Annotated in this window: 23 protein-coding genes (1 of these 23 cut by a window edge); 10 read left to right on the forward strand and 13 right to left on the reverse strand. The window is 60.5% G+C overall.

Going from position 1 to position 22,040, the window contains the following annotated elements; all coding sequences use genetic code 11:
• On the forward strand, positions 1-1,392 hold the 3' portion of the coding sequence (locus tag K3819_RS26240) for a peptidoglycan DD-metalloendopeptidase family protein (protein ID WP_085612903.1). 33 nt of this gene lie to the left of the window's left edge; only the last 1,392 of its 1,425 coding nucleotides appear in the window; its start codon lies off the left edge, out of view; its stop codon occupies positions 1,390-1,392.
• Between the two features lie 3 nt (positions 1,393-1,395).
• Positions 1,396-2,487 carry an anhydro-N-acetylmuramic acid kinase gene (locus K3819_RS26245; protein ID WP_221398200.1) on the forward strand — a complete coding sequence of 364 codons (1,092 nt, stop codon included), beginning with the start codon at positions 1,396-1,398 and terminating at the stop codon, positions 2,485-2,487.
• Between the two features lie 72 nt (positions 2,488-2,559).
• Here K3819_RS26245 and erpA read toward each other — a convergent pair whose 3' ends face one another.
• Together erpA and argC are read right to left on the reverse strand one after the other, a co-directional pair.
• Positions 2,560-2,910, reverse strand: a complete 351-nt coding sequence (erpA, locus tag K3819_RS26250; protein ID WP_003228776.1) for an iron-sulfur cluster insertion protein ErpA — start codon at positions 2,908-2,910, stop codon at positions 2,560-2,562.
• A gap of 168 nt (positions 2,911-3,078) precedes the next feature.
• The gene (argC, locus tag K3819_RS26255; protein WP_064599800.1) at positions 3,079-4,113 is read right to left on the reverse strand and encodes an N-acetyl-gamma-glutamyl-phosphate reductase; all 1,035 of its coding nucleotides are present in this window, start codon (positions 4,111-4,113) and stop codon (positions 3,079-3,081) included.
• 135 nt (positions 4,114-4,248) lie between these two features.
• On the opposite strand from argC, the gene hemJ reads away from it, so the two are divergent.
• From hemJ to coq7, 6 genes are all read left to right on the forward strand, one after another.
• Positions 4,249-4,677 (forward strand): protoporphyrinogen oxidase HemJ, encoded by a 429-nt coding sequence (gene hemJ / locus K3819_RS26260; RefSeq protein WP_011336184.1) that lies wholly within the window; start codon positions 4,249-4,251, stop codon positions 4,675-4,677.
• 33 nt (positions 4,678-4,710) lie between these two features.
• A complete protein-coding gene (locus K3819_RS26265) occupies positions 4,711-5,679 on the forward strand; it encodes a nitronate monooxygenase family protein (RefSeq protein ID WP_221398201.1) in 969 nt (322 codons plus the stop codon).
• Positions 5,680-5,749: 70 nt separating this feature from the next.
• A complete protein-coding gene (locus K3819_RS26270; RefSeq protein WP_085612907.1) occupies positions 5,750-6,700 on the forward strand; it encodes a DUF805 domain-containing protein in 951 nt (316 codons plus the stop codon).
• Positions 6,701-6,761: 61 nt separating this feature from the next.
• The gene (locus K3819_RS26275; RefSeq protein ID WP_064599806.1) at positions 6,762-7,550 is read left to right on the forward strand and encodes an SDR family oxidoreductase; all 789 of its coding nucleotides are present in this window, start codon (positions 6,762-6,764) and stop codon (positions 7,548-7,550) included.
• Positions 7,551-7,631: 81 nt separating this feature from the next.
• Positions 7,632-7,970, forward strand: coding sequence for a histidine triad nucleotide-binding protein (locus tag K3819_RS26280; RefSeq protein ID WP_007956318.1), 339 nt, complete (start codon positions 7,632-7,634; stop codon positions 7,968-7,970).
• Between the two features lie 107 nt (positions 7,971-8,077).
• On the forward strand, positions 8,078-8,725 hold the full coding sequence (gene coq7 / locus K3819_RS26285; protein WP_007956317.1) for a 2-polyprenyl-3-methyl-6-methoxy-1,4-benzoquinone monooxygenase: 648 nt from the start codon (positions 8,078-8,080) through the stop codon (positions 8,723-8,725).
• A 61-nt stretch (positions 8,726-8,786) separates the two neighbouring features.
• Here the strand turns inward: coq7 and speD are convergent, their stop codons facing one another.
• Together speD and K3819_RS26295 are read right to left on the reverse strand one after the other, a co-directional pair.
• The gene (gene speD / locus K3819_RS26290) at positions 8,787-9,581 is read right to left on the reverse strand and encodes an adenosylmethionine decarboxylase (protein ID WP_085612909.1); all 795 of its coding nucleotides are present in this window, start codon (positions 9,579-9,581) and stop codon (positions 8,787-8,789) included.
• A gap of 237 nt (positions 9,582-9,818) precedes the next feature.
• Positions 9,819-10,241, reverse strand: coding sequence for an OsmC family protein (locus tag K3819_RS26295; RefSeq protein WP_016772921.1), 423 nt, complete (start codon positions 10,239-10,241; stop codon positions 9,819-9,821).
• A 236-nt stretch (positions 10,242-10,477) separates the two neighbouring features.
• On the opposite strand from K3819_RS26295, the gene crp reads away from it, so the two are divergent.
• Complete coding sequence (gene crp, locus K3819_RS26300) at positions 10,478-11,122, forward strand: cAMP-activated global transcriptional regulator CRP (RefSeq protein ID WP_011336190.1); 645 nt, start codon at positions 10,478-10,480, stop codon at positions 11,120-11,122.
• A 10-nt stretch (positions 11,123-11,132) separates the two neighbouring features.
• On the opposite strand, the gene K3819_RS26305 is transcribed toward crp, so the two are convergent.
• The 4 genes from K3819_RS26305 to K3819_RS26320 all read right to left on the reverse strand — a co-directional run bounded on the left by K3819_RS26305 (position 11,133) and on the right by K3819_RS26320 (position 14,413).
• On the reverse strand, positions 11,133-11,831 hold the full coding sequence (locus K3819_RS26305) for a lipoyl protein ligase domain-containing protein (protein WP_064599808.1): 699 nt from the start codon (positions 11,829-11,831) through the stop codon (positions 11,133-11,135).
• A 96-nt stretch (positions 11,832-11,927) separates the two neighbouring features.
• Positions 11,928-12,764: an indole-3-glycerol phosphate synthase TrpC gene (gene trpC, locus K3819_RS26310; protein WP_221398202.1), complete on the reverse strand. Its 837-nt coding sequence runs from the start codon at positions 12,762-12,764 to the stop codon at positions 11,928-11,930.
• Positions 12,761-13,810 carry an anthranilate phosphoribosyltransferase gene (trpD, locus tag K3819_RS26315; RefSeq protein ID WP_039768098.1) on the reverse strand — a complete coding sequence of 350 codons (1,050 nt, stop codon included), beginning with the start codon at positions 13,808-13,810 and terminating at the stop codon, positions 12,761-12,763. The genes trpC and trpD overlap by 4 nt, the downstream gene beginning before the upstream one ends.
• A gap of 9 nt (positions 13,811-13,819) precedes the next feature.
• Positions 13,820-14,413, reverse strand: a complete 594-nt coding sequence (locus K3819_RS26320; RefSeq protein ID WP_007956309.1) for an aminodeoxychorismate/anthranilate synthase component II — start codon at positions 14,411-14,413, stop codon at positions 13,820-13,822.
• Between the two features lie 402 nt (positions 14,414-14,815).
• Here K3819_RS26320 and estP point away from each other — a divergent pair, with 402 nt between their 5' ends.
• Positions 14,816-16,726: an esterase EstP gene (gene estP, locus K3819_RS26325; protein ID WP_221398203.1), complete on the forward strand. Its 1,911-nt coding sequence runs from the start codon at positions 14,816-14,818 to the stop codon at positions 16,724-16,726.
• A 69-nt stretch (positions 16,727-16,795) separates the two neighbouring features.
• Here the strand turns inward: estP and trpE are convergent, their stop codons facing one another.
• The 5 genes from trpE to K3819_RS26350 all read right to left on the reverse strand — a co-directional run bounded on the left by trpE (position 16,796) and on the right by K3819_RS26350 (position 22,031).
• A complete protein-coding gene (gene trpE / locus K3819_RS26330; protein WP_085612919.1) occupies positions 16,796-18,274 on the reverse strand; it encodes an anthranilate synthase component I in 1,479 nt (492 codons plus the stop codon).
• Between the two features lie 71 nt (positions 18,275-18,345).
• Positions 18,346-19,164: a phosphoglycolate phosphatase gene (locus tag K3819_RS26335; protein WP_007956306.1), complete on the reverse strand. Its 819-nt coding sequence runs from the start codon at positions 19,162-19,164 to the stop codon at positions 18,346-18,348.
• Positions 19,161-19,835: a ribulose-phosphate 3-epimerase gene (gene rpe, locus K3819_RS26340; RefSeq protein WP_007918813.1), complete on the reverse strand. Its 675-nt coding sequence runs from the start codon at positions 19,833-19,835 to the stop codon at positions 19,161-19,163. Before rpe ends, K3819_RS26335 begins: the two co-directional genes overlap by 4 nt.
• Before the next feature lie 114 nt (positions 19,836-19,949).
• Positions 19,950-21,098, reverse strand: a complete 1,149-nt coding sequence (locus K3819_RS26345; protein ID WP_011336197.1) for an iron-containing alcohol dehydrogenase — start codon at positions 21,096-21,098, stop codon at positions 19,950-19,952.
• A gap of 108 nt (positions 21,099-21,206) precedes the next feature.
• Positions 21,207-22,031, reverse strand: a complete 825-nt coding sequence (locus K3819_RS26350; protein ID WP_221398204.1) for an ABC transporter permease — start codon at positions 22,029-22,031, stop codon at positions 21,207-21,209.
• Positions 22,032-22,040: the final 9 nt, after the last annotated feature.

Genomic DNA, 22,040 nt, shown 5'->3' on the forward strand with positions numbered 1-22,040 from the left:
TACCCGAAGACCCACCTGCTCGCCGCAAGTGGTATCGCCGCCCTTCTCAGCCTGGCGCTCCTGGTGTTTCCATCCAGTGATGTTGAAGCCAAAAAGACAACGCTGAGCCTTGAACTGGAAAGTCCTGCTGAACAACTGACACAAGATCAAGACGCTGCCGACGCAGCTCAAGCCACAAATGAGTCCGTAGCCTCCCCTTTCGCGCAGATCGAAAACAGCGCCGAAGAGACGCAGGAAACCGCTCAGACTGCACCAGCGCCGACACCGGTAGCTGAAGAAAAGAAGGCCCCAAATCACAGGGAAGTGATCGTCTCCAAGGGCGATACGCTTTCTACACTGTTCGAGAAAGTCGGCCTCCCGGCCGCGGCCGTCCATGAAGTGCTGGCCAGTGATAAACAAGCCAAGCAGTTCAGTCAGCTCAAACATGGCCAGAAACTCGAATTCGAATTGAATCCACAAGGTCAGTTGACCAACCTGCACAGCAAGATCAGCGACGTTGAAACCATCACCCTGACCAAGAATGACAAGGGTTATGTGTTCAACCGCGTTACCGCCAAACCGACTGTTCGCACCGCTTATGTACACGGTGTGATCAACAGCTCGCTGTCGCAGTCCGCCGCCCGCGCAGGCCTGTCCCACAGCCTGACCATGGACATGGCCAGTGTCTTTGGCTACGACGTCGACTTCGCCCAGGATATCCGCCAGGGTGACGAGTTCGATGTGATCTATGAACAGAAAGTGGTCAACGGCAAAGCCGTTGGCAACGGTCCGATCCTGTCCGCCCGCTTCACCAACCGCGGCAAGACTTACACCGCCGTGCGTTACACCAACAAGCAAGGCAACAGCAGCTACTACACCGCCGATGGCAACAGCATGCGCAAGGCGTTCATCCGTACACCGGTGGACTTCGCCCGCATCAGCTCTAAATTTTCCATGGGCCGCAAACACCCGATCCTCAACAAGATCCGTGCCCACAAAGGCGTCGACTACGCCGCTCCACGCGGTACGCCGATCAAGGCTGCCGGCGACGGCAAAGTGCTGCTGGCCGGCCGTCGCGGCGGTTACGGCAACACCGTAATCATCCAGCACGGCAACACTTACCGTACGCTGTATGGACACATGCAGGGCTTCGCCAAGGGCGTGAAGACCGGCGGCACAGTTAAACAGGGCCAAGTGATCGGTTACATCGGCACCACCGGCCTGTCCACCGGCCCGCACCTGCACTATGAGTTCCAGGTCAACGGTGTCCACGTCGATCCATTGGGCCAGAAGCTGCCGATGGCCGACCCGATCGCCAAATCCGAACGAGCTCGCTTCCTGGCGCAGAGCCAGCCACTGATGGCTCGTATGGATCAGGAAAAAGCCACCATGCTGGCTTCGAGCAAACGTTAAGCCATGGCTCTGTATATCGGCGTGATGTCCGGCACCAGTCTCGACGGGCTGGACATCGCCCTGATCGAGCAATCCTCGGCGATCAATCTGGTCGCCACGCACTACATCCCCATGCCTGAAACCCTGCGCGCCGAGCTGCTTGGCTTGTGCGCCAGCGGCCCTGACGAGATCGCCCGCTCGGCGATTGCTCAGCAAAACTGGGTAAAGCTCGCCGCGCAAGGAATCCATACCCTCCTCGAACAGCAACAGCTCAAGCCTGAAGCCATTCGCGCGATCGGCAGCCACGGTCAGACCATTCGCCATGAACCGGCGCGCGGTTTCACCGTACAGATCGGTAACCCCGCCCTGCTCACTGAACTGACCGGCATCACCGTCGTCAGCGACTTCCGTAGCCGCGATGTAGCCGCCGGTGGCCAGGGGGCCCCACTGGTTCCGGCCTTTCATGAAGCGTTGTTCGAAGAGCGTACCGGTAACCGTGCGGTCCTGAATGTCGGCGGTTTCAGCAATCTCAGTCTGATCGAGCCGAACAAGCCTGTAGCCGGTTTCGACTGTGGGCCGGGGAATGTGCTGATGGATGCCTGGATTCATCAGCGCCAGGGCGAGAACTACGACCGCAACGGGCAATGGGCAGCCAGCGGCAAGGTTGAGCCCACCCTGCTGAAAGCCCTGCTCAGCGATCCGTTTTTCGTGACGCAAGGCCCAAAGAGCACCGGCCGCGAAGTCTTCAACCTGCCCTGGCTGGAGCAACACCTTTCGCGCCTGCCAGTGTTCCCGGCGGAGAACGTGCAAGCGACGCTGCTGGAGCTCACCGCACTGACTATTGTCGACTCACTGCAAAGCGCTCAGTCCGACACTCGGGAACTGCTGGTCTGCGGCGGTGGCGCTCACAACGCCACACTGATGAATCGTCTGGCCGGGTTGCTGCCGAACGCCAAGGTCGCCAGCACGTCGACTCATGGCGTTGATCCGGACTGGGTCGAGGCCATGGCCTTCGCCTGGCTGGCTCACTGCTGTCTGGAAGGCATCGCCGCCAATCGCCCGAGCGTCACCGGCGCCAAAGGCCTGCGTGTACTCGGCGCCATCTACCCCAACTGACAAATTGCAGATAACAAAACGCCGCAGAACCGTGAGGCTCTGCGGCGTTTTATTGTGTTCGGTGAAACGCGATCAGATCGAGAACGAGGAGCCGCAACCACAAGTGGTGGTGGCATTCGGGTTCTTGATCACGAAACGCGAACCTTCCAGACCTTCCTGATAATCCACCTCGGCACCTGCCAGGTACTGGAAGCTCATCGGATCAACCACCAGACTGACGCCTTCGCGCTCGACGATGGTGTCGTCCTCGGCCACATCCTCATCGAAGGTGAAGCCGTACTGAAACCCTGAACAACCGCCGCCCGTAACGAATACGCGCAGCTTCAAGCGATCATTCCCCTCTTCATCGACCAGGCTCTTCACCTTGTGCGCGGCACCTTGAGTGAATTGCAAAGCCGTGGGGGTGAAGGATTCGACGCTCATGCTGACTATCTCCCGGCGTTACGCCGCCATAATGCGTGATGACGCGCATTATCCGCTTGTCCTAGAAAATCGGTCAACTATTGTTACGGTATATCAATAAAGCTGATTCACTCACCAGAATGCAAAAAGGCCCGTTAGACGGGCCTTTTTACCAAGCAAGATCGGTCGTTACGGCAGCATGCCAGCGTGGGACAGGCCCAGACGCTCATCCAGCCCGAACAGGATGTTCATGTTCTGCACGGCCTGACCCGACGCGCCCTTGACCAGATTGTCGATCACAGAAAGCACCACCACCAGATCACCATCCTGTGGACGGTGAACCGCGATTCGGCAGACGTTGGCGCCACGCACGCTACGGGTTTCCGGATGGCTGCCGGCTGGCATCACATCGACGAACGGCTCATTGGCATAACGCTTCTCGAACAGCGCCTGCAGATCCACCGAGCGATCCACCACAGTCGCGTAGAGCGTAGAGTGAATGCCACGGATCATCGGCGTCAGGTGCGGCACGAAAGTCAGACCGACGTCCTTGCCTGCGGCACGACGAAGTCCCTGGCGAATTTCCGGCAGATGACGGTGACCTTTCACCGCATAGGCCTTCATGCTTTCCGACGTCTCGGAGTACAGCGAGCCTACGGCAGCACCTCGACCGGCACCGCTGACACCGGATTTGCAGTCGGCGATCAGGTGCGAAGCATCGGCAATGCCCGCCTCAAGCAACGGCAGGAAACCCAGCTGCGTCGCGGTCGGATAGCAACCCGGCACCGCGATCAGGCGTGCTTTCTTGATTTGCTCACGATTGACTTCTGGCAAGCCGTAAACCGCTTCGTCCAGCAGCTCCGGTGCACCGTGCGGTTGGCCGTACCACTTGGCCCATTCATCGGCGTCCTGCAGACGGAAGTCTGCCGACAGGTCGATGACCTTGGTTCCTGCCGCCAGCAGTTCGCCGGCCAGTGCGTGGGCGACGCCGTGGGGAGTTGCGAAGAACACCACGTCGCAAGCGCCCAGCGTCTTGATGTCCGGCACGCTGAATGCCAGACCGTCATAGTGGCCGCGCAGGTTCGGATACATGTCAGCCACGGCCAGACCGGCCTCGGATCGGGAAGTGATAACCACCACTTCTGCCTGCGGATGCTGTGCCAACAGACGCAGCAGTTCGACACCGGTGTAACCCGTGCCGCCGACGATACCGACCTTGACCATAAACCTGCCCTCAACGAACCCACTGGAAAGCCGTCGATAATAGGGGCCGCGCGCGCCTGCGACAACCGCCAAGGTGACGTGCGGACGCTCAAGCCTCTACTATCCGGCCTACCGTGACTTAGGGAATAACCAAAAATGCTCTATCTGTGGATCAAAGCGCTACATATCGTCAGCATCGTGTGCTGGTTTGCCGGCCTCTTCTATCTTCCGCGACTGTTCGTTTATCACGCGCAAAGTGAAGACACGATCAGCAAGGAACGCTTCAGCATCATGGAACGCAAGCTCTATCGCGGCATCATGGGCCCGGCAATGATCGCCGCGCTGATCTTCGGCGGCTGGCTGATCTACCTGAACCCGAGCATCTTCAGCAGCGGTGGCTGGATCCACGCCAAACTGACCCTGGTCGTGCTGTTGATCGGTTACCACCACATGTGCGGCGCGCAGGTAAAACGTTTTGCCCGTGGCGAGAACACCCGCAGCCATGTCTTTTATCGCTGGTTCAATGAAGTGCCGGTTCTGCTATTGCTGGCTATCGTAATTCTGGTCGTGGTCAAGCCGTTCTAACTTCTACAAATACAACTTTCCGGGGTACTTCCGATGTCGCTGCCCGCTCTGCTCGAACAACGTCTGCGTCTGCCCGTAGTGGCAGCACCGATGTTTCTGATCTCCAATCCTGAACTGGTGCTGGCGTGCTGCCGTAACGGCGTGGTCGGCAGCTTTCCGGCGCTGAATCAACGCGAAAGCAGCGGATTCAAGGCCTGGCTGGAGCAGATCGAAGCGGGACTGGCGACACTGGAGAACCCGGCGCCTTATGCCGTGAATCTGATTGTTCACAAGAGCAATCCACGTCTGGAGGCGGACCTGAACATCTGCGTCGAACACAAAGTCCCCATCGTCATCACCAGCCTCGGCGCGGTGAAGGAAGTAGTAGACGCCGTGCACAGTTACGGCGGCCTGGTCTTCCACGACGTGACGACCCGCCGCCATGCCGAGAAAGCCGCCGAGGCCGATGTCGATGGCTTGATCGCCGTCGCGGCCGGTGCCGGTGGGCACGCCGGGACCTGGAGCCCGTTCTCGCTGATCGCCGAGATCCGCGAGTTCTTCGACAAGACCCTGTTGCTTGCAGGATGTTTGAACCATGGGCATGAGATTCTCGCCGCACAACTGCTCGGCGCGGATCTGGCCTACTTCGGCACGCGATTTATCGGCACCACTGAAAGTCATGCGCCTGACGCCTACAAGCAGATGCTGCTGACTGCCAAAGCCGCCGACATCATTCATACTCCTGCCGTGTCCGGTGTTCCGGCCAGTTTCATGCGCCAAAGCCTGGAGGCCGCCGGTTTCGACATGGCAGCCCTGCAGGGCAAGGGTGAGGTGAACTTCGGCGACAAACTCAAGCCGATCAATGACGAAGCCAAGGCCTGGAAAACCGTGTGGTCGGCGGGTCAAGGCGTCGGGCAGATCGACGATCTGCCAAGCGTGGATCAACTGGTGGCGCGTCTTGATGCGGAGTATCGCCAAGCCCTGGAGCACGCAGCGCAACTGCCGAAACGCTGGCCGCGCTGAATGAAACCTGGCCGGTCGCTGTCTGACTGGCCTTAGACTCAATTTATCTCGCGACAAGGATGCCTCGGCCATGAGCGAACCCCGTTACAAGATCGTTTTCGACGGCGCGCTCCAGCCCGGCGTCGATATCACCACGGCCAAGCTCAACCTGGCCAATCTGTTCAAAAGCGATGTTGCCGCCATCGAGCGTCTGTTCAATGGCCGCACCGTCGCGCTCAAGCGTGATCTGTCGCACAGCGATGCGCAGACTTATCTGCAAGCGCTGGGCAAGACCGGGATCGATGCCCGGATCGAAACGGAAACGCCCATCGAACTGAATCTGTCGGATGTCCACGAGCAAGGCGCCGCCGTCACCGAACCCGACTCGCCTTACGCGCCTCCTCGCGCCGCCGTCGGTGAAAGCCTGCCGGCATTCGCGCCTCTAAAGCCGCTCAGCGTCGAAGGCCGGATCGGCCGTTTGCGTTACCTGGCATGGTCGATGGTGTTGAGCCTGGTAGCCCTGCCAATCGTCAGCGTATTCGCGCTGATCGGCCTGGGCCTGGTGAGCGCCGACTCGACCACCGGCCTGATCATCGGCGGCCTCCTCGCCTTCTTCCTGTTTTTGGCCTTCGCGATTGTCGGGATCCTGTTCAGCATCCAGCGCCTTCACGATATTGGCTGGTCCGGCTGGCTCTGGCTGCTGACGCTGGTGCCTTTCGTGGGCAGCTTCTTCCCGCTGGTGATCATGGTCGTGCCGGGCAATACCGGCGCCAACCGCTACGGTCCACCCCCTCCGCCGAACAGTACGGCAGTCAAAGTGCTGTGCTCTTTGTGGATCGTGTTTATCGGGCTGTTTTTCATGGCCGGCATGCTGGGCGGGATTACCGCCATCCAGGAAGAGTACGAAAGCAGTCTTGAAAGCAGCTATGAGAGCGGTTCGGTGACCACCGATGAAATCGAGGTCGAAGTCGAACCCGCCGCGAATTCGGCAGACGATGCAGCCGAAGCCGCCCTCGCCCCTGTAGACTCTGCGAAAGAATGAACAACACTCCCCGCCGTGACACCTGCGTCGACGGCGCGGCGCTGTTGCGATGGAGATTTGCATGACCCGTTACGCTCTGATCACCGGCGCCTCCAGTGGCATCGGCCTGGCGATGGCCGAAGCCCTGGCGCGCCGTGGCCGCAGCCTGATTCTGGTGGCCCGCCAGCGTGATCAGCTGGAAAGCATTGCGATTGAACTGACCCAACGCTTCGGCGTGGAGGTGCTGTTCCGCGCCTGCGACCTCGGTGAGCCGCTGCGCCTGTCCGGTTTCCTGCTGGAGCTGGAAGAAGGCGACCGGCAGATCGATCTGCTGGTCAATTGCGCCGGCATCGGTACTTGCGGCCCGTTTCTGGCCCAGGACTGGATGACCGAACAGGACCTGATCGAAGTGAACATCCTCGCCCTCACCCGCCTCTGCCATGCCATCGGCAACAGCATGGCGTTGCAGGGCGGCGGGCAGATTCTCAATGTCGCGTCGGTGGCGGCCTTCAACCCTGGGCCCTGGATGAGCACCTACTACGCCAGCAAGGCGTATGTTCTGCACTTCTCGGAAGCACTGCGGGTGGAATTGAAGAAGTGTGCGGTCAAAGTGTCGGTGCTCTGCCCCGGTCCGACCCGCACCGCGTTCTTTCGCACCGCGCAACTGAACAACGACAAACTCAACGCCAGCAAATTGCTGATGAGCCCCGAGGAGGTCGCGCTGTATACCGTGCGCGCCCTGGAGAAAAACCGCGCAATCATCATTCCCGGACGCCGAAACCGCTGGTTCGCCTTTCTGCCACGGCTCGGTTCGCGCTGGCTCAATCGCACGATTATCGGCATGGTCAACAAGGCTTACTGCCCGCGCTGAAAAGTCCTACGGCAAAACACTGGGCGGCCTTATCACCCTATGAGTACACTCAGGCCAGCCCAAACAACGGAGAAAACAGCTGTGGATACTCTGTTCACCAAGATCATCAACCGGGAAATCCCGGCGAAGATCATTTACGAGGACGACCAGGTTCTGGCGTTCCACGATATCGCCCCACAGGCACCGGTGCATTTTCTGGTGATCCCGAAGAAACCGGTGCGCACCCTCAATGACCTGACCGAAGACGACAAGGCACTGGCCGGGCATATCCTGTTCACCGCCCAGCGTCTGGCGCTGGAGCTGGGCTGCGAGGAAGGCTTCCGGGTGGTGATGAACTGCAATGAAATGGGCGGGCAGACGGTCTACCACATTCACATGCACGTTCTCGGTCAACGCCAGATGAACTGGCCGCCGGGCTGATTGAACCCAGAGATCGGTGGGAGCGCCCCGCTCCCACATGACCCAGCGCAAACCTTCCACGGCCGATTCGGTTAAACTGGCCGCCGAGATTCTTCCCGGAGGTCAGCATGACTACCCAACGTCACTACTCGCCCATTGATCGTCTTCTGCTGCAAGCCGATGCCGCGATGCGTACCTTGCTGCCCTTCAGCGGCCAGCCGTACCGTCCGTCGCCAGCGATCGTGCAGCCCGATGTGCAGATGAGCGATGAAGACACCCGCCACGTCGCCGGTCTGATGCGCATCAACCACACCGGCGAAGTCTGCGCCCAGGCGCTGTATCAGGGCCAGGCGCTGACCGCCAAGCTGCCGCAGGTGCGCGAGGCCATGGAGCATGCGGCCGAAGAAGAGATCGATCATCTGGTCTGGTGCGAACAGCGCATTCACCAGTTGGGCAGCCACACCAGCGTGCTCAATCCGCTGTTCTATGGCATGTCGTTCGGGATCGGCGCAGTCGCCGGGCTGATCAGCGACAAGGTCAGCCTCGGATTTGTCGCGGCGACCGAGCATCAGGTCTGCAAGCATCTGAACGAGCATCTTGAGCAACTGCCGGCCGAGGACGAAAAATCCCGGGCGATTCTGGAACAGATGCGTATTGATGAAGAGCATCATGCGGAAAGTGCACTGGAGGCTGGTGGTTTCCGTTTTCCGGCTCCGGTGAAGTTCGGCATGAGCCTGTTGGCCAAAGTGATGACCAAGAGCACTTACCGGATCTGAAAAACGCCCGTAAAAAAGGCGACTGCCGCAAAGCAGTCGCCTTTTTTTGTGCCCGGATTTCTTAGCTCGGCATATTGCGCGCGTAGAAGATTTCCAGCATTTCGTGCTTCACACGCTCGGCCACCTGAGCGCGTTGCTCGGAAGACAGGTTGCTGGTGGCATCGCCGAACAGGTAGTTGTCCAGTTCGAAGTTCTTCAGCAGCATTTTGGTGTGGAACAGGTTTTCCTGGTACACGTTCACGTCGGTCATCTGGTACGCGTCGCGAGTGTCATCGGAAAGGTAGTTCTGGATCGAGTTGATCTCGTGGTCGATGAAGTGCTTGTTGCCTTCAACGTCACGGGTGAAGCCGCGCACACGGTAATCCACGGTCACGATGTCCGAATCGAACTGGTGAATGAGGAAGTTGAGCGCTTTGAGCGGTGAAATGACACCACAGGTCGACACATCGATGTCCACACGGAAGGTCGCGATACCGGCATCCGGATGGATTTCCGGGTAGGTGTGCACCGTGATGTGGCTCTTGTCGAGGTGGGCCAGGATGATTTCGGGCAATGGGCCCGGGGACTCTTCGATCTGGCTTTCGGTCGGGGTCACCGGCTCTTCCGAGATCAGAATCGTGACGCTGGCACCCTGAGGCTCATAGTTCTGACTCGCAATGTTCAGAATGTTGGCACCAATGATTTCGACAACTTCCGTGAGGATCTGCGTCAGGCGTTCGGCGTTGTACTCTTGATTGATGTACTCGACGTAAGCCTGCTGGTCTTGCGGGGTTTCCGCGTAGCAGATGTCATAGATGTTGAAGCTCAAGGTCTTTGTCAGGTTATTGAACCCGTGGAGCTTGAGTTTGCTTTTCACCGTTAAAAACTCTCTATGTATGCGGCACGGCCGCGTGATCAAGCATGCCCGTCAAGTGCGAACAACGCACCTGCGTAGGACGGTTAACACCTCTTCGCGATGGCGATTTTGGTTATCTGTTCAGGCGGATGACCCGTCGATTGACTGATCACGGCCCTGAAAAAAGTGGCGCATTATGCAGACGTCAGCGGGGGATCGCCAGAGTCTGCACTGCTTTTATGATAGTTGAATGTCGGCTCAGCCGAGTTCAACGATTTCGTAGTCGTGGGTGATCGCTACGCCAGCCGCGCCGAGCATGATCGAGGCCGAGCAATACTTCTCCGCAGACAGTTCGATGGCGCGTTTGACCTGGGCTTCTTTCAGGCCCCGGCCCTTGACTACGAAGTGCATGTGGATCTTGGTGAACACTTTCGGATCTTCGGTCGCGCGTTCGGCATCCAGAAAGGCTTCGCAGCTTTCAACGGCCTGACGGGACTTCTTCAAAATGCTGACCACGTCGAAATTGCTGCAACCGCCGACACCCAGCAGGAGCATTTCCATGGGGCGGACACCCAGGTTACGACCACCGGCGTCCGGCGGACCGTCCATGACCACGACATGACCGCTGCCGGATTCGCCGAGGAACATGGCTTCGCCAGCCCATTGGATGCGTGCCTTCATCGCCAAGACTCCACTGTAGAAAAAAGGGTCGCCAGCTTAGCACAGGGCCCCGCCCGGACAGCGAGCAGGTTCCTAGGACGAATGCACCTTCAGCGTAGGTGATTTCTCGAAATTTCGACGAAGTGTCTGGTAAGCTGGCGCCAATTCACTGGCGCCTTCGCCAGACTGTGTAGCGACCGCCTCAGCGCCTCATATAAAAACCAAATATAACCGTGCAGTCTTTTCGGGATACAACCATGGTTGGTATTACCCCCACACCCAAAATCAAGAACCTCGACAAGCTGCTGATGCATTGCCAGCGCCGCCGTCACGCGGCCAAGAGCAACATCATCTGCGCCGGAGATCGCTCCGACACGCTGTATTTCATCATCCGCGGTTCGGTCACGATCCTGATCGAGGACGACGACGGCCGCGAAATGATCATCGCGTACCTGAATGCCGGGGACTTCTTCGGCGAGCTGGGTCTTTTCGAAGAGGCCGGCCAGGAACAGCAGCGCAGCGCCTGGGTGCGGGCCAAGGTTGAGTGCGAAGTCGCGGAAATCAGCTACGCCAAGTTCCGCGAATTGTCGCAACAGGATCCGGACATTCTTTACGTGCTCAGCGGACAAATCGCACAACGTCTGCGCAACACCACACGCAAGGTCGGCGACCTGGCGTTCTTCGACGTTACCGGCCGTGTCGCTCGCTGCCTGCTGGAGCTGTGCAAGCAACCGGACGCCATGACTCACCCGGACGGCATGCAGATCAAGGTGACCCGTCAGGAAATCGGCCGGATTGTCGGTTGTTCGCGAGAGATGGTCGGTCGCGTGCTCAAGGATCTTGAGGAACGCAACCTGGTGGATGTGAAAGGCAAGACCATGGTGGTCTTCGGCACTCGCTGAGTTCCAAAGCTCAGCCGGCGTAGACCTGCGCCAGCATCAAACGGAAGAGTTCATCGAGACGCGCCAGTGCATGGGGCGCCGGGAATTTTTCATGCAGAGCGATGTGGCTGGCGGCACGAACCCGCTGCTCCAGACCACACGCTTCGTTGAAGCGGTTGACCGCCGCGACCATCGACTCACGTTCGTCATCCACCAGCATCGCCCCGTGAACCAACCCCACCGGACGCTGACCACCCTGACTCTGGCGCCAGCGCTGCGCGGTGCCGACCATCTTGCGACCGTCGAGATTGACGTTGAAGCGACCGTCGCAGAACGCACCGTCGATTTCACCCAACGACGAAGTCCCACCCAACTCATCCAGCAACTCGCAGATCGGATCGCACAACCGCCGGTAGCCGGTTTCGATGCGGTTCAAATCGCCTTCGCTGCGAGGCGGTGCGTAGACCAGTGCAATGTTGATGGTGGAAGCCGATTGCGGAACCGGTTCGCCGCCGGTTTCACGCAGCAACACCGGCCAACCGGCAGCAGCGGAGACTTCGCAGGCGTGATCGAATCCGGGCAAGCGGTTCAAACGGCGCGGCATGACCAAAGCGCGATCGCTGGGCTGCCAGAACAGCAAGCCAAATTCGGCATCACCGGCGCAGACCGAGGCCAGCAGATCCTGTTCGGCTTGCAGGCCGGCTTCGATGGTCAGGGAAGTGGGGATCATAAGGTTTCCATAGGACGTTGAGTCTGAGGTGAATCTTATGCCGCCTTCGCGGGCAAGCCCGCTCCCACAAGGGGACGGGCGCCTGCGAAGACTCGATCAGTCGAGGGTCGAACCGCTCACCGGAACGCCGCGCTCCGGGAAGAACAGACGCTGCAGTTCGATGCCCGGACTTTCGGCGCGCATGAACGCTTCGCCGACCAGGAACGCATAGACATCGCTGATTTCCATCAACTCGACATCGGCACGATTGAGGATGCCGCTCTCAGTGATGACCAGGCGATCACGCGGAATGCGCGGCAGCAAGTCGAGGGTGGTTTCCAGACTCACGTCAAAGGTGTGCAGATTGCGGTTGTTGACTCCGACCAGCGGCGTGTCGAGGGTTTTCAACGCGCGTTCCAGCTCATCGCCGTCGTGCACTTCCACCAGCACATCGAGGCCGACATCTTTGGCCACCGACGCCAGTTCGGCCATTTTCACGTCATCCAGCGCGGAGACGATCAACAACACGCAATCGGCGCCCAGGGCACGGGCTTCGACGATCTGGTACGGATCGATCATGAAATCCTTGCGGATCACCGGCAGTGAGCACGCCGCGCGGGCCTGTTGCAGGTAGGTATCGGCGCCCTGGAAGTAGTCGATATCGGTCAGCACCGACAGGCAGGTCGCCCCGCCCTTCTCGTAGCTTTTGGCGATCTCGGCGGGAACGAAGTTCTCGCGGATCACGCCTTTGCTCGGCGACGCCTTCTTGATTTCGGCGATGACCGCCGGTTGTTTCTTCTTGGCCTGCGCCAGCAATGCCTGGGCAAAACCACGGGGTGCATCGGCCGCCTTGGCCAGACTTTCCAGCTCGCTCAGGCTCACACGAGCGCTACGCTCGGCGACTTCCTGAACCTTGCGGGCCAGAATGTTTTCCAGAACCGTCGGTACACTCATCCCTCATTCTCCACTTTGAATACCGCGGTAAAGGCACCCAACTCCTCGAGTTTTTCCCGAGCAAGACCTGTGTGCAGAGCGTCGTGGGCCAGTGCCACGCCCTCTTTCAGACTTGTCGCCAGGTCGGCGGCGTACAGCGCCGCACCGGCATTGAGCACGATCATTTCGGCAGCCTTCTGGCCGTTCTCGGTCTTGCGCTTGCCCAGTGCATCGCGGATCAGCGCCAGCGACGCTTCCGGGCCTTCGACCGACAGGCCATGCAGGCTCTGGCTCTTCATGCCCAGATCTTCCGGCTCGACCCAGTACTCGGTGATCTGATCGTCTTTCAGCTCGGCGACAAACGTCGGCGCCGCCAGGCTGAATTCGTCCAGACCATCCTTCGAATGCACCACCAGCACGTGCTTGCTGCCCAGACGTTGCAAGACTTCAGCCAACGGCCGGCACAGCGCCGGGGTGAACACGCCCACCACCTGATGCTTCACACCGGCCGGATTCGTAAGCGGGCCGAGCATGTTGAACAGGGTGCGCAGACCGAGATCGCGGCGCGGGCCGGCGGCGTACTTCATGGCTTTGTGGTGAGTCTGGGCAAACATGAAACCGATGCCGACGTTATCGATGCAGCGCGCCACCTGAACCGGGGTCAGGTTGAGGTAGATGCCGGCGGCTTCCAGCAGGTCGGCACTGCCGCTCTTGCCCGACACCGCACGGTTACCGTGCTTGGCCACGGTGCAGCCAGCAGCAGCGACCACAAAGGAAGACGCGGTCGACACGTTGAAAATATTCGCCCCGTCACCGCCGGTGCCAACCACATCGACCACGCCGTCGAGGGTCTTGAGTTCGACCTTGTCCGCCAGTTCGCGCATCACCGACACGGCGCCGACGATCTCGTCGATGCTTTCGCTCTTCATGCGCATGGCCATCATGAACGCGCCGATCTGCGCGTCCGTGCATTGGCCGGTCATGATTTCGCGCATCACGTCGCGCATTTCATCGGTGCTGAGGTCGAGGTGATCGACGATACGGCTCAGGGCTGTCTTGATATTCATGGAAAGTCCTTAGCGCGTGCCGCCGGTTTGTTTGAGGAAGTTGGCGAACAGTTCATGGCCCTGCTCGGTGAGGATCGATTCCGGGTGGAACTGTACGCCCTCGATGTTCAGGGTCTTGTGACGCAGGCCCATGATTTCGTCGACCGAACCGTCATCGTGCTGGGTCCACGCCGTCAGCTCCAGGCAATCGGGCAACGTTTCGTGCTTGACGATCAGGGAATGATAGCGGGTGACGGTCAGCGGGCGGTTCAGCCCGGCAAACACACCCTTGTCCTCGTGGAATACCGGACTAGTCTTACCGTGCATCACCTGGCGGGCGCGGACGACGTCGCCGCCAAAAGCCTGGCCGATGGACTGGTGGCCGAGGCAGACGCCGAGGATCGGCAGTTTGCCGGCGAAGTGCTTGATGGCTTCGATGGAGATACCGGCTTCGGTCGGTGTGCACGGGCCCGGGGATACGACGATGCGCTCAGGGTTGAGCGCTTCGATTTCGGCAATGGTCAGTTCGTCGTTGCGCACCACCTTGACCTCGGCACCCAACTCGCCGAGGTATTGCACAACGTTGTAAGTAAAGGAGTCGTAGTTGTCGATCATCAGCAACATGGCGTTTCGAACCTCTTGAATTCTGACTTGAAGACAGCCTTCGGATGACTTGCCAGGCGCTGCACACGGTCAGACGCGCAGGTCGCGTCGGCACAGCGGCATTTCAAACGGGCAAGGAAGGCAAAGCGATACAGATCCGGCGGAGCCGGCAGAATAGATTCAGGCGCGCCAACGCCAGCGGGCGTGTGCCTTGATGACTTGATCCAGAAGTTTGCTGGTGATCAACACGGGGAAGGTCTCGTTCATACGTTTCGGCACAGTAACTTAGCTGGGCGGAGCGTGCAATATGGCCGGGGCCGTGGGGGATAAAACAATGGGAGGGTTGACGACCGATGGCAAAACGCCGGAAGTTTTTGGTACTGTCGTTTCGTTCACTACAACAATAAATAAACGGACTTGCTCATGATCAAACAGACGTTGTTTGTACCGCTCGCCGGATGCCTGCTCGCGATGGCCTGCGCCCAGGCGAACGCCGCACCCAATCCTTATTCGAATTTCGTGGTCTTCGGCGACAGCCTCAGCGATGCGGGGACTTTCACCGACAGCGGCGGCCCGGCCGGCGCCACCGAACGCTACACCAACCGTACCGGTCCGAACTATCAGGACGGCAGCGGTGAGTTCTACTCGCTCAACGCCACGCAATTGCTCGGTGGCCGCCTCGGCTTCACCCCCGATCAAACCGCCTCCTCGTCCTCCGCGGTACGTGCCGGCCAAGGCCAGCCGGACGGTAACAACTGGGCTGTGGGCGGCTACCGCACCGACCAGATTCTCGACTCGATCACCGGCCAGTCCGCCACCGGCGAACGTACCCGCGCCGGTTATCTGCCGTCGAACGGTTTCCGCGCCGACCCGAATGCCCTGTATTACCTGACCGGGGGCGGCAACGACTTCCTCCAGGGCCGGGTCACCAGTCTCCCTCAGGCGAATGCCGCCGCCGATCGACTGGTCGACAGCGTACGCACACTGCAAGGTGCCGGCGCCCGCTACATCATGGTCTGGCTGTTGCCGGACATCGGTCTGACCCCGGCCATCAACGGTTCGCCGCTACAAGCCTTCACCTCGCAACTCAGCGCCCAGTTCAACACCGAACTGGTCAGCCAGTTGCAGAGCGTCAATGCCAACGTCATCCCGCTGAACGTCCCGGTTCTGCTCAAAGAGGCATTCGCCAATCCGGCGCAGTTCGGTCTGGCGACCGACCAGAATCTGGTCGGCACCTGCTTCAGCGGCAACAGTTGCACGGAGAACGCGCGGTACGGGATCAACAGCGCCACCCCGGATCCGACCAAGCTGATCTACAACGATGCCGTCCACCCGACCGAAGCCGGGCAGCGCCTGATTGCCGATTACGCCTACTCGCTGCTGGCCGCACCATGGGAAGCGACCCTGTTGCCGCAAATGGCCCAAGGCACCCTGCGCTCGCATCAGGATGAACTGCGCAACCAGTGGCTGGCGGATTGGCAAAACTGGCAGGCCGTTGGCCAATGGCGGGCGATTGTCGCCGGCGGCGGCCAGCATCAGGACTTCGACAGCCAGCGCAGCGGCGCCAGCGCCGACGGCAACGGTTACAACCTGAACATCGGCGGCAGCTACCGCCTCAACGACGCATGGCGCGTGGGCGTGGCGGCCGGTTTCTACAATCAGAAACTCGAGGCCGGCGACAACGACTCGGACTACAAGCTGAACACTTATCTGGGCACCGCATTCGCCCAGTACCAGCAGAACCGCTGGTGGGGTGACGCCGCCGTGACCGCCGGGCATCTGGATTACGACAGCCTCAAACGCAAATTCCAGCTGGGAGTCAACGAACGCGGCGAGAAAGGCGATACCGACGGCTATGTTCTGGCCTTCAGCGGACGCGTGGGCTACGACATTGCGCCAGAAGCGAGCAGCCCATGGCACCTGTCGCCATTCGTCAGCGCCGATTTCGCCAAGGTTGAAGTCGATGGCTACTCGGAAAATGGCGCCGACTCCACGGCACTGACGTTCGATGACCAGTCGCGCATTTCCCGGCGTCTCGGCCTCGGGATCCAGGGCAAGTACCAGATCACCTCGCAGACCCAGGTGTTCGGCGAACTGGCCCACGAGCGCGAGTACAACGACGACACCCAGAATGTGACGATGAACCTCAACAGCCTGCCGAACAACCGCTATACCCTGGCCGGTTATGCCCCTCAAACCAACCTGAACCGCCTGAACCTCGGCGTGAGCCACAACCTCACCAAGGATCTGGCATTGCGCGCCAGCTACGACATCCGCAAGGATGACGACTTTACCCAGCAAGGGATCAACGTCGGCGTAGCGCTCGACTTCTGATTCGCAGGCCATAAAAAAACGCGGCGCCCTCACAGGCGCCGCGTTTTTTTTGGCTGAATCAGCAATCACTCAGTCCGGGGTTTGCTCGGCCAGTGCAACGGCGCGGAACATCGCCCGGCGCTTGTTGATGGTTTCTTCCCATTCCAGCGCCGGCACCGAGTCAGCGACGATGCCGCCACCGGCCTGCACGTGCAGTTCGCCGTTCTTGATCACGGCGGTACGGATCGCAATCGCGGTGTCCATGTTGCCGTTCCAGGCGAAGTACCCGACCGCGCCGCCATACACGCCACGCTTGACCGGCTCCAGCTCGTCGATGATTTCCATCGCACGGATCTTCGGCGCGCCGGACAAGGTGCCCGCCGGCAGGATCGCCCGCAGTGCGTCCATCGCCGTCAACCCGGCCTTCAACTGACCGGTGACGTTGGACACGATGTGCATCACGTTGGAATAACGCTCGATCACCATCTTCTCGGTGAGCTTCACCGAGCCGATCTCCGATACGCGCCCGGTGTCGTTGCGACCGAGGTCGATCAGCATCAGGTGCTCGGCGATCTCCTTGTCGTCGGACAGCAGGTCTTCTTCCAGCGCCACGTCCGCCTCTTCGGTGGCCCCGCGAGGACGGGTGCCGGCAATCGGGCGCACGGTGATCAGGTTGTCTTCGACCCGCACCAGCACTTCCGGCGAACTGCCGACGACGTGGAAGTCACCGAAGTTGAAGAAGTACATGTACGGCGTCGGGTTGAAGCAACGCAGTGCGCGGTACAGATCGATCGGCGCTGCCTTGAAGTCGATCGACATGCGCTGGGACGGCACCACCTGCATGCAGTCACCGGCGAGGATGTATTCCTTGATGGTGTCGACGGCTTTTTCGTAGTCGTCCTGAGTGAAGCTGGAACGGAACACCGGCTCGGCCGCCTGCGGCTTGCTGAAATCCAGGCCACGGCGCGGGGTGATCGGCTGACGCAGTTTTTCCAGCAGTTGCTGCAATTGCGCCTGGCCCTGCTCGTAGGCATCGGCCTGCGTCGGGTCGGCCAGCACGATCGCGTGCATCTTGCCGGCGAGGTTGTCGAACACCACCACCGCATCGGAGACCATCAGCAGAATGTCCGGCACACCCAGCGGATCCGGGTTCGGGCATTTGCCGAGGCGCTTCTCTACATAACGCACGCAGTCGTAACCGAAGTACCCCACCAGACCGCCGTTGAAGCGCGGCAGACCGGCAATGGTCGGCACGTTGTAGCGGGCCTTGAAGGTTTCGACGAAGGCCAGCGGGTCTTCGACGTCGTGGCTTTCGGTCTCGACGCCATCGACGGTGATACTCACGTGATGGTCGTGAACCCGCAGCACGGTGCGGCACGGCAGGCCGATGATCGAGTAACGGCCCCATTTCTCGCCGCCCTGCACCGATTCGAGCAGGTAGGAGTTGGGCTGGTCGGCCAGTTTCAGGTAGATCGACAGCGGGGTGTCGAAGTCGGCCAGGGTTTCGCAGGCCAGCGGAATGCGGTTGTAGCCGTCAGCGGCCAGACGCAGGAATTCTTCGCGGATCATAGGGTGCCTCGTGGTGTGAGGGGCAAATCAGTCAGGTGTGCAAACGCGCCGGCAGGCCGGCCAGGAACAAGTCAGGCGCGCCAACGCCAGCGGGCCAGGGCCTTGATGACTTTCATCCAGAGTTTGCGGGTGACCACCACGATGGCGTTTCCAGAAGGGGATTGAGAAGCGTCGGGCAACGTTATCTCAGCGGCCGTATCCAGGCAACCGGGAATTAGCTTGCGCAGGTCGTCGATCACCAGCGCCGGGGATTCCTCGGCAATCGGCCGGCCATGGTTGTAGCCATAACTGAGCCCGACGCATTTGACCCCCGCCGCTTTCGCCGCCAGTACATCGCTGCGCGAGTCGCCAACGAACAGCGATTGCGAGGCCGGGATACCGGACATCTTCATCACGAAGAACAGCGCCGCCGGGTCAGGCTTCTTCTGCGGCAGGGTATCGCCGCCGATGATCCACTTGAAGTAGCGGCCGATCTTCATCTGATCCAGCAGCGGTGCGACGAAGCGCTCCGGCTTGTTGGTGATCAGCGCCATGGCCACGCCCTGCTTGTGCAGCCATTTCAGGGTGTCGCGCACGCCGGGATAGACCACGGTCAGCTCATGGCTGGCGCCGTAGGCCTCCATGAAAACCTCCAGCGCATGCTCGGCTTCGACGTCATCCACGGAGGAATGATCGATGCCGCCGGCCAATGCGCGGCGCACCAGCACCGGCGCACCGTTGCCGACCCACTCGCGTACCGACTCGATACCGGCAGGCTTGCGCCCGAGCGAGAGCAGCATGTTATCCACAGCCGCCGCCAGGTCGGGTACCGAATCGATCAGCGTGCCATCCAGATCGAACATCACCAACCGCGGCAGTTGCCCCGGGAACAGCTGCTCAAAACCGCTCATGGGCGAGCCAGCGCCAATTCGGAACGCATCTTGTCGATGACTTCCTGATAGTTCGGCGCATTGAAGATCGCCGAGCCGGCCACGAAGGTGTCGGCGCCAGCGGCAGCGATTTCGCGGATGTTGTTGACGTTGACGCCGCCGTCGATTTCCAGGCGGATGTCACGGCCCGAGGCATCGATGATCGCCCGCGCTTCGCGCAGCTTGTCGAGGGTGCCGGGAATGAATTTCTGTCCACCGAAGCCCGGGTTGACGCTCATCAGCAAGACCATGTCGACCTTGTCGATCACGTACTTGAGCACGTCCAGCGGGGTCGCCGGGTTGAACACCAGGCCGGATTTGCAGCCGCCTTCACGGATCAGTTGCAGCGAACGATCGACGTGCAGCGTGGCTTCCGGGTGGAAGGTGATGTAGGTGGCGCCGGCTTCGATGAAGTCGCCGACGATGCGATCCACCGGGCTGACCATCAGGTGGGCGTCGATCGGCGCGGTCACGCCGTACTTGCGCAGCGCGGCGCAGACCATCGGGCCGATGGTCAGGTTCGGTACGTAGTGGTTGTCCATGACATCGAAGTGGACGAAGTCGGCACCGGCGGCCAGAACGTTGTCCACTTCCTCGCCCAGGCGGGCGAAGTCGGCGGAAAGAATCGACGGAGCAATAACGAAGGGCTGCATGACGCACCTTTTCTGAGCTAAATCACGATGGCGCGCATTGTATACCTCAAGTTTCCGCGCGCGCACCGTGACCGCGATGATTGGGTTGTGCCATGACCGATGACCGGCGGGTTCTCAGTACGCCGCCCGGTAGATCTTCTCGATGTCGGCGGCGCTGAGCTTGCGCGGGTTGTTGCGCATCAGGCGCTCGATTCCCGCGGCCTCTACCGCCATGGCCGGGATCGCTTCTTCAGGCACGCCGAAACTGCGCAGACCCAGCGGGATTTCCACCGCCGCGCACAGTTCGGTCATCGCCGCGACGGCGCTATCGGCGGCTTCATTGAGACTCAGATGAGCGGTCTTTACTCCCATGGCTTCGGCAATATCCTGCATCCGTTCGACGCAGGCCATCTTGTTCCAGGTCATGACATACGGCAGCAGCAAGGCGTTGCTGACACCATGGGCAATGTTGAAGCGCCCGCCCAGCGGATACGCCAGCGCATGCACCGCGCCGACCCCGGCATTGCCGAACGCCATGCCGGCCATCAGGCTGGCGGTGGCCATGTCCTCTCGGGCTTGCAGGTTGGAGGGATTGGCGTAGGCCTTGGGCAAGGACCGGGCGATCAACTTGATCGCGCCGATGGCCAGCGAATCGGTGATCGGCGAGGCATTCAGCGACAGGTAGGACTCGATGGCATGCACCAGCGCATCGACGCCACTGGCGGCGGTGACACTGCGCGGGCAGGTCAGGGTCATCTGCGGACTGACCAGCGCCACGTCCGGCAACAGGTAGTCGCTGACGATGCCTTTCTTCAGTTGGGCGACCTTGTCCGAAAGAATGGCGACGTTGGTCACTTCAGAACCGGTGCCGGCCGTAGTCGGGATGGCGATCAGCGGCGGGCCTTTGCGCGGCACCTGATCGACGCCGAACAGATCCTCCAGTGCGCCGTGATAACCGGCGTACGCCGCGACGCTCTTGGCGATGTCGATGGCACTGCCGCCACCGAGGCCAATCAGACCGTCATGCCCGCCCTCTCGGTAGACGCGCATGCAATCCTCGACAATGGCGATTTCCGGGTCCGGCAGCACGCGGTCGAAGATTTCGTACTCGCGCTCGCCGATCTGCGCCAGCGCCAGCTCCACCGTGCCGGACTTGACCAGCGCGGCATCGGTGACGATCAGCGGGTTGTCGATATCCAGCCGCGTGAGTTCGGCCGCCAGTTGCTCGATGGCCCCGGCGCCGGTGATCAGTTTGTGAGCGATCTTGAACGAGGAAAGACTCATCGTGCGCAGCCTCTTATAGATGGGGGAGCTGAGCACAAGCGTAGCTGGGGAAATCAGGTTGTCTGTCATTCAGCGCATGAATGGCAGACAACCCGGATCTTGCAGTCGTCAGACTTGAGCGGTGCGTAGTTTTTCACTCCGCCCACGCAACCATTCCAGCGTCAGCAACAGAATCACCGAGAAGGCAATCAACAACGTCGCAGCCGCAGCAATCGTCGGACTCAGGTTCTCGCGAATCCCGCTGAACATCTGCCGTGGCAACGTCGCCTGCTCGGGACCTGCAAGAAACAGCGTCACCACCACTTCATCGAACGAGGTTGCGAAGGCAAACAGCGCCCCGGAAATTACCCCCGGCGCAATCAGCGGCAAAGTCACCCGGCGGAACGTGGTCAATGGCGAAGCACCAAGACTGGCCGCCGCCCGCACCAGATTATGGTTGAAGCCCTGCAACGTCGCCGACACCGTGATGATCACGAACGGCACACCGAGCACCGCGTGCACCACGATCAGCGAAAAGAAGCTGTTGCCCAGGCCCAGCGGCGCGAAGAACAGGTAACTCGCCACACCGATGATCACCACCGGCACCACCATCGGCGAAATCACCAGCGCCATCACCAGCGGCTTGCCGGGAAAGTCGCCACGGGTCAGACCGATGGCCGCCAGCGTGCCGAACACCATCGCCAGCACCGTCGCGGCCGGGGCGACGATGATGCTGTTCTTCAACGCGCGCATCCATTCCGCCGAGGCGAAGAAATCCTGATACCAGTGCAGCGAAAAGCCCTGCAGCGGATACACCAGGAAACTGCCCGAGTTGAACGACAGCGGCACGATCACCAGCACCGGCAGGATCAGGAACAACAGGATCAAGCCGCAGAGGATCCGCAAGCTGTAGAACCACACCCGCTCGATGGGCGACATATAAGGACTCAGCATTTCAAATTC

It is taken from the genome of Pseudomonas sp. 3-2 (assembly GCF_019710535.1).
Lineage (GTDB): Bacteria > Pseudomonadota > Gammaproteobacteria > Pseudomonadales > Pseudomonadaceae > Aquipseudomonas > Aquipseudomonas pharyngis.

Excerpts from the sequence above, each read along its gene's own strand:
- K3819_RS26245 (WP_221398200.1), top strand. The coding sequence starts at position 1,396 with ATGGCTCTGTATATCGGCGTGATGTCCGGCACCAGTCTCGACGGGCTG.
- erpA (WP_003228776.1), bottom strand. The coding sequence starts at position 2,910 with ATGAGCGTCGAATCCTTCACCCCCACGGCTTTGCAATTCACTCAAGGT.
- argC (WP_064599800.1), bottom strand. The coding sequence starts at position 4,113 with ATGGTCAAGGTCGGTATCGTCGGCGGCACGGGTTACACCGGTGTCGAA.
- hemJ (WP_011336184.1), top strand. The coding sequence starts at position 4,249 with ATGCTCTATCTGTGGATCAAAGCGCTACATATCGTCAGCATCGTGTGC.
- K3819_RS26265 (WP_221398201.1), top strand. The coding sequence starts at position 4,711 with ATGTCGCTGCCCGCTCTGCTCGAACAACGTCTGCGTCTGCCCGTAGTG.
- K3819_RS26270 (WP_085612907.1), top strand. The coding sequence starts at position 5,750 with ATGAGCGAACCCCGTTACAAGATCGTTTTCGACGGCGCGCTCCAGCCC.
- K3819_RS26275 (WP_064599806.1), top strand. The coding sequence starts at position 6,762 with ATGACCCGTTACGCTCTGATCACCGGCGCCTCCAGTGGCATCGGCCTG.
- coq7 (WP_007956317.1), top strand. The coding sequence starts at position 8,078 with ATGACTACCCAACGTCACTACTCGCCCATTGATCGTCTTCTGCTGCAA.
- K3819_RS26295 (WP_016772921.1), bottom strand. The coding sequence starts at position 10,241 with ATGAAGGCACGCATCCAATGGGCTGGCGAAGCCATGTTCCTCGGCGAA.
- crp (WP_011336190.1), top strand. The coding sequence starts at position 10,478 with ATGGTTGGTATTACCCCCACACCCAAAATCAAGAACCTCGACAAGCTG.
- K3819_RS26305 (WP_064599808.1), bottom strand. The coding sequence starts at position 11,831 with ATGATCCCCACTTCCCTGACCATCGAAGCCGGCCTGCAAGCCGAACAG.
- trpC (WP_221398202.1), bottom strand. The coding sequence starts at position 12,764 with ATGAGTGTACCGACGGTTCTGGAAAACATTCTGGCCCGCAAGGTTCAG.
- trpD (WP_039768098.1), bottom strand. The coding sequence starts at position 13,810 with ATGAATATCAAGACAGCCCTGAGCCGTATCGTCGATCACCTCGACCTC.
- K3819_RS26320 (WP_007956309.1), bottom strand. The coding sequence starts at position 14,413 with ATGTTGCTGATGATCGACAACTACGACTCCTTTACTTACAACGTTGTG.
- estP (WP_221398203.1), top strand. The coding sequence starts at position 14,816 with ATGATCAAACAGACGTTGTTTGTACCGCTCGCCGGATGCCTGCTCGCG.
- trpE (WP_085612919.1), bottom strand. The coding sequence starts at position 18,274 with ATGATCCGCGAAGAATTCCTGCGTCTGGCCGCTGACGGCTACAACCGC.
- K3819_RS26335 (WP_007956306.1), bottom strand. The coding sequence starts at position 19,164 with ATGAGCGGTTTTGAGCAGCTGTTCCCGGGGCAACTGCCGCGGTTGGTG.
- rpe (WP_007918813.1), bottom strand. The coding sequence starts at position 19,835 with ATGCAGCCCTTCGTTATTGCTCCGTCGATTCTTTCCGCCGACTTCGCC.
- K3819_RS26345 (WP_011336197.1), bottom strand. The coding sequence starts at position 21,098 with ATGAGTCTTTCCTCGTTCAAGATCGCTCACAAACTGATCACCGGCGCC.
- K3819_RS26350 (WP_221398204.1), bottom strand. The coding sequence starts at position 22,031 with ATGCTGAGTCCTTATATGTCGCCCATCGAGCGGGTGTGGTTCTACAGC.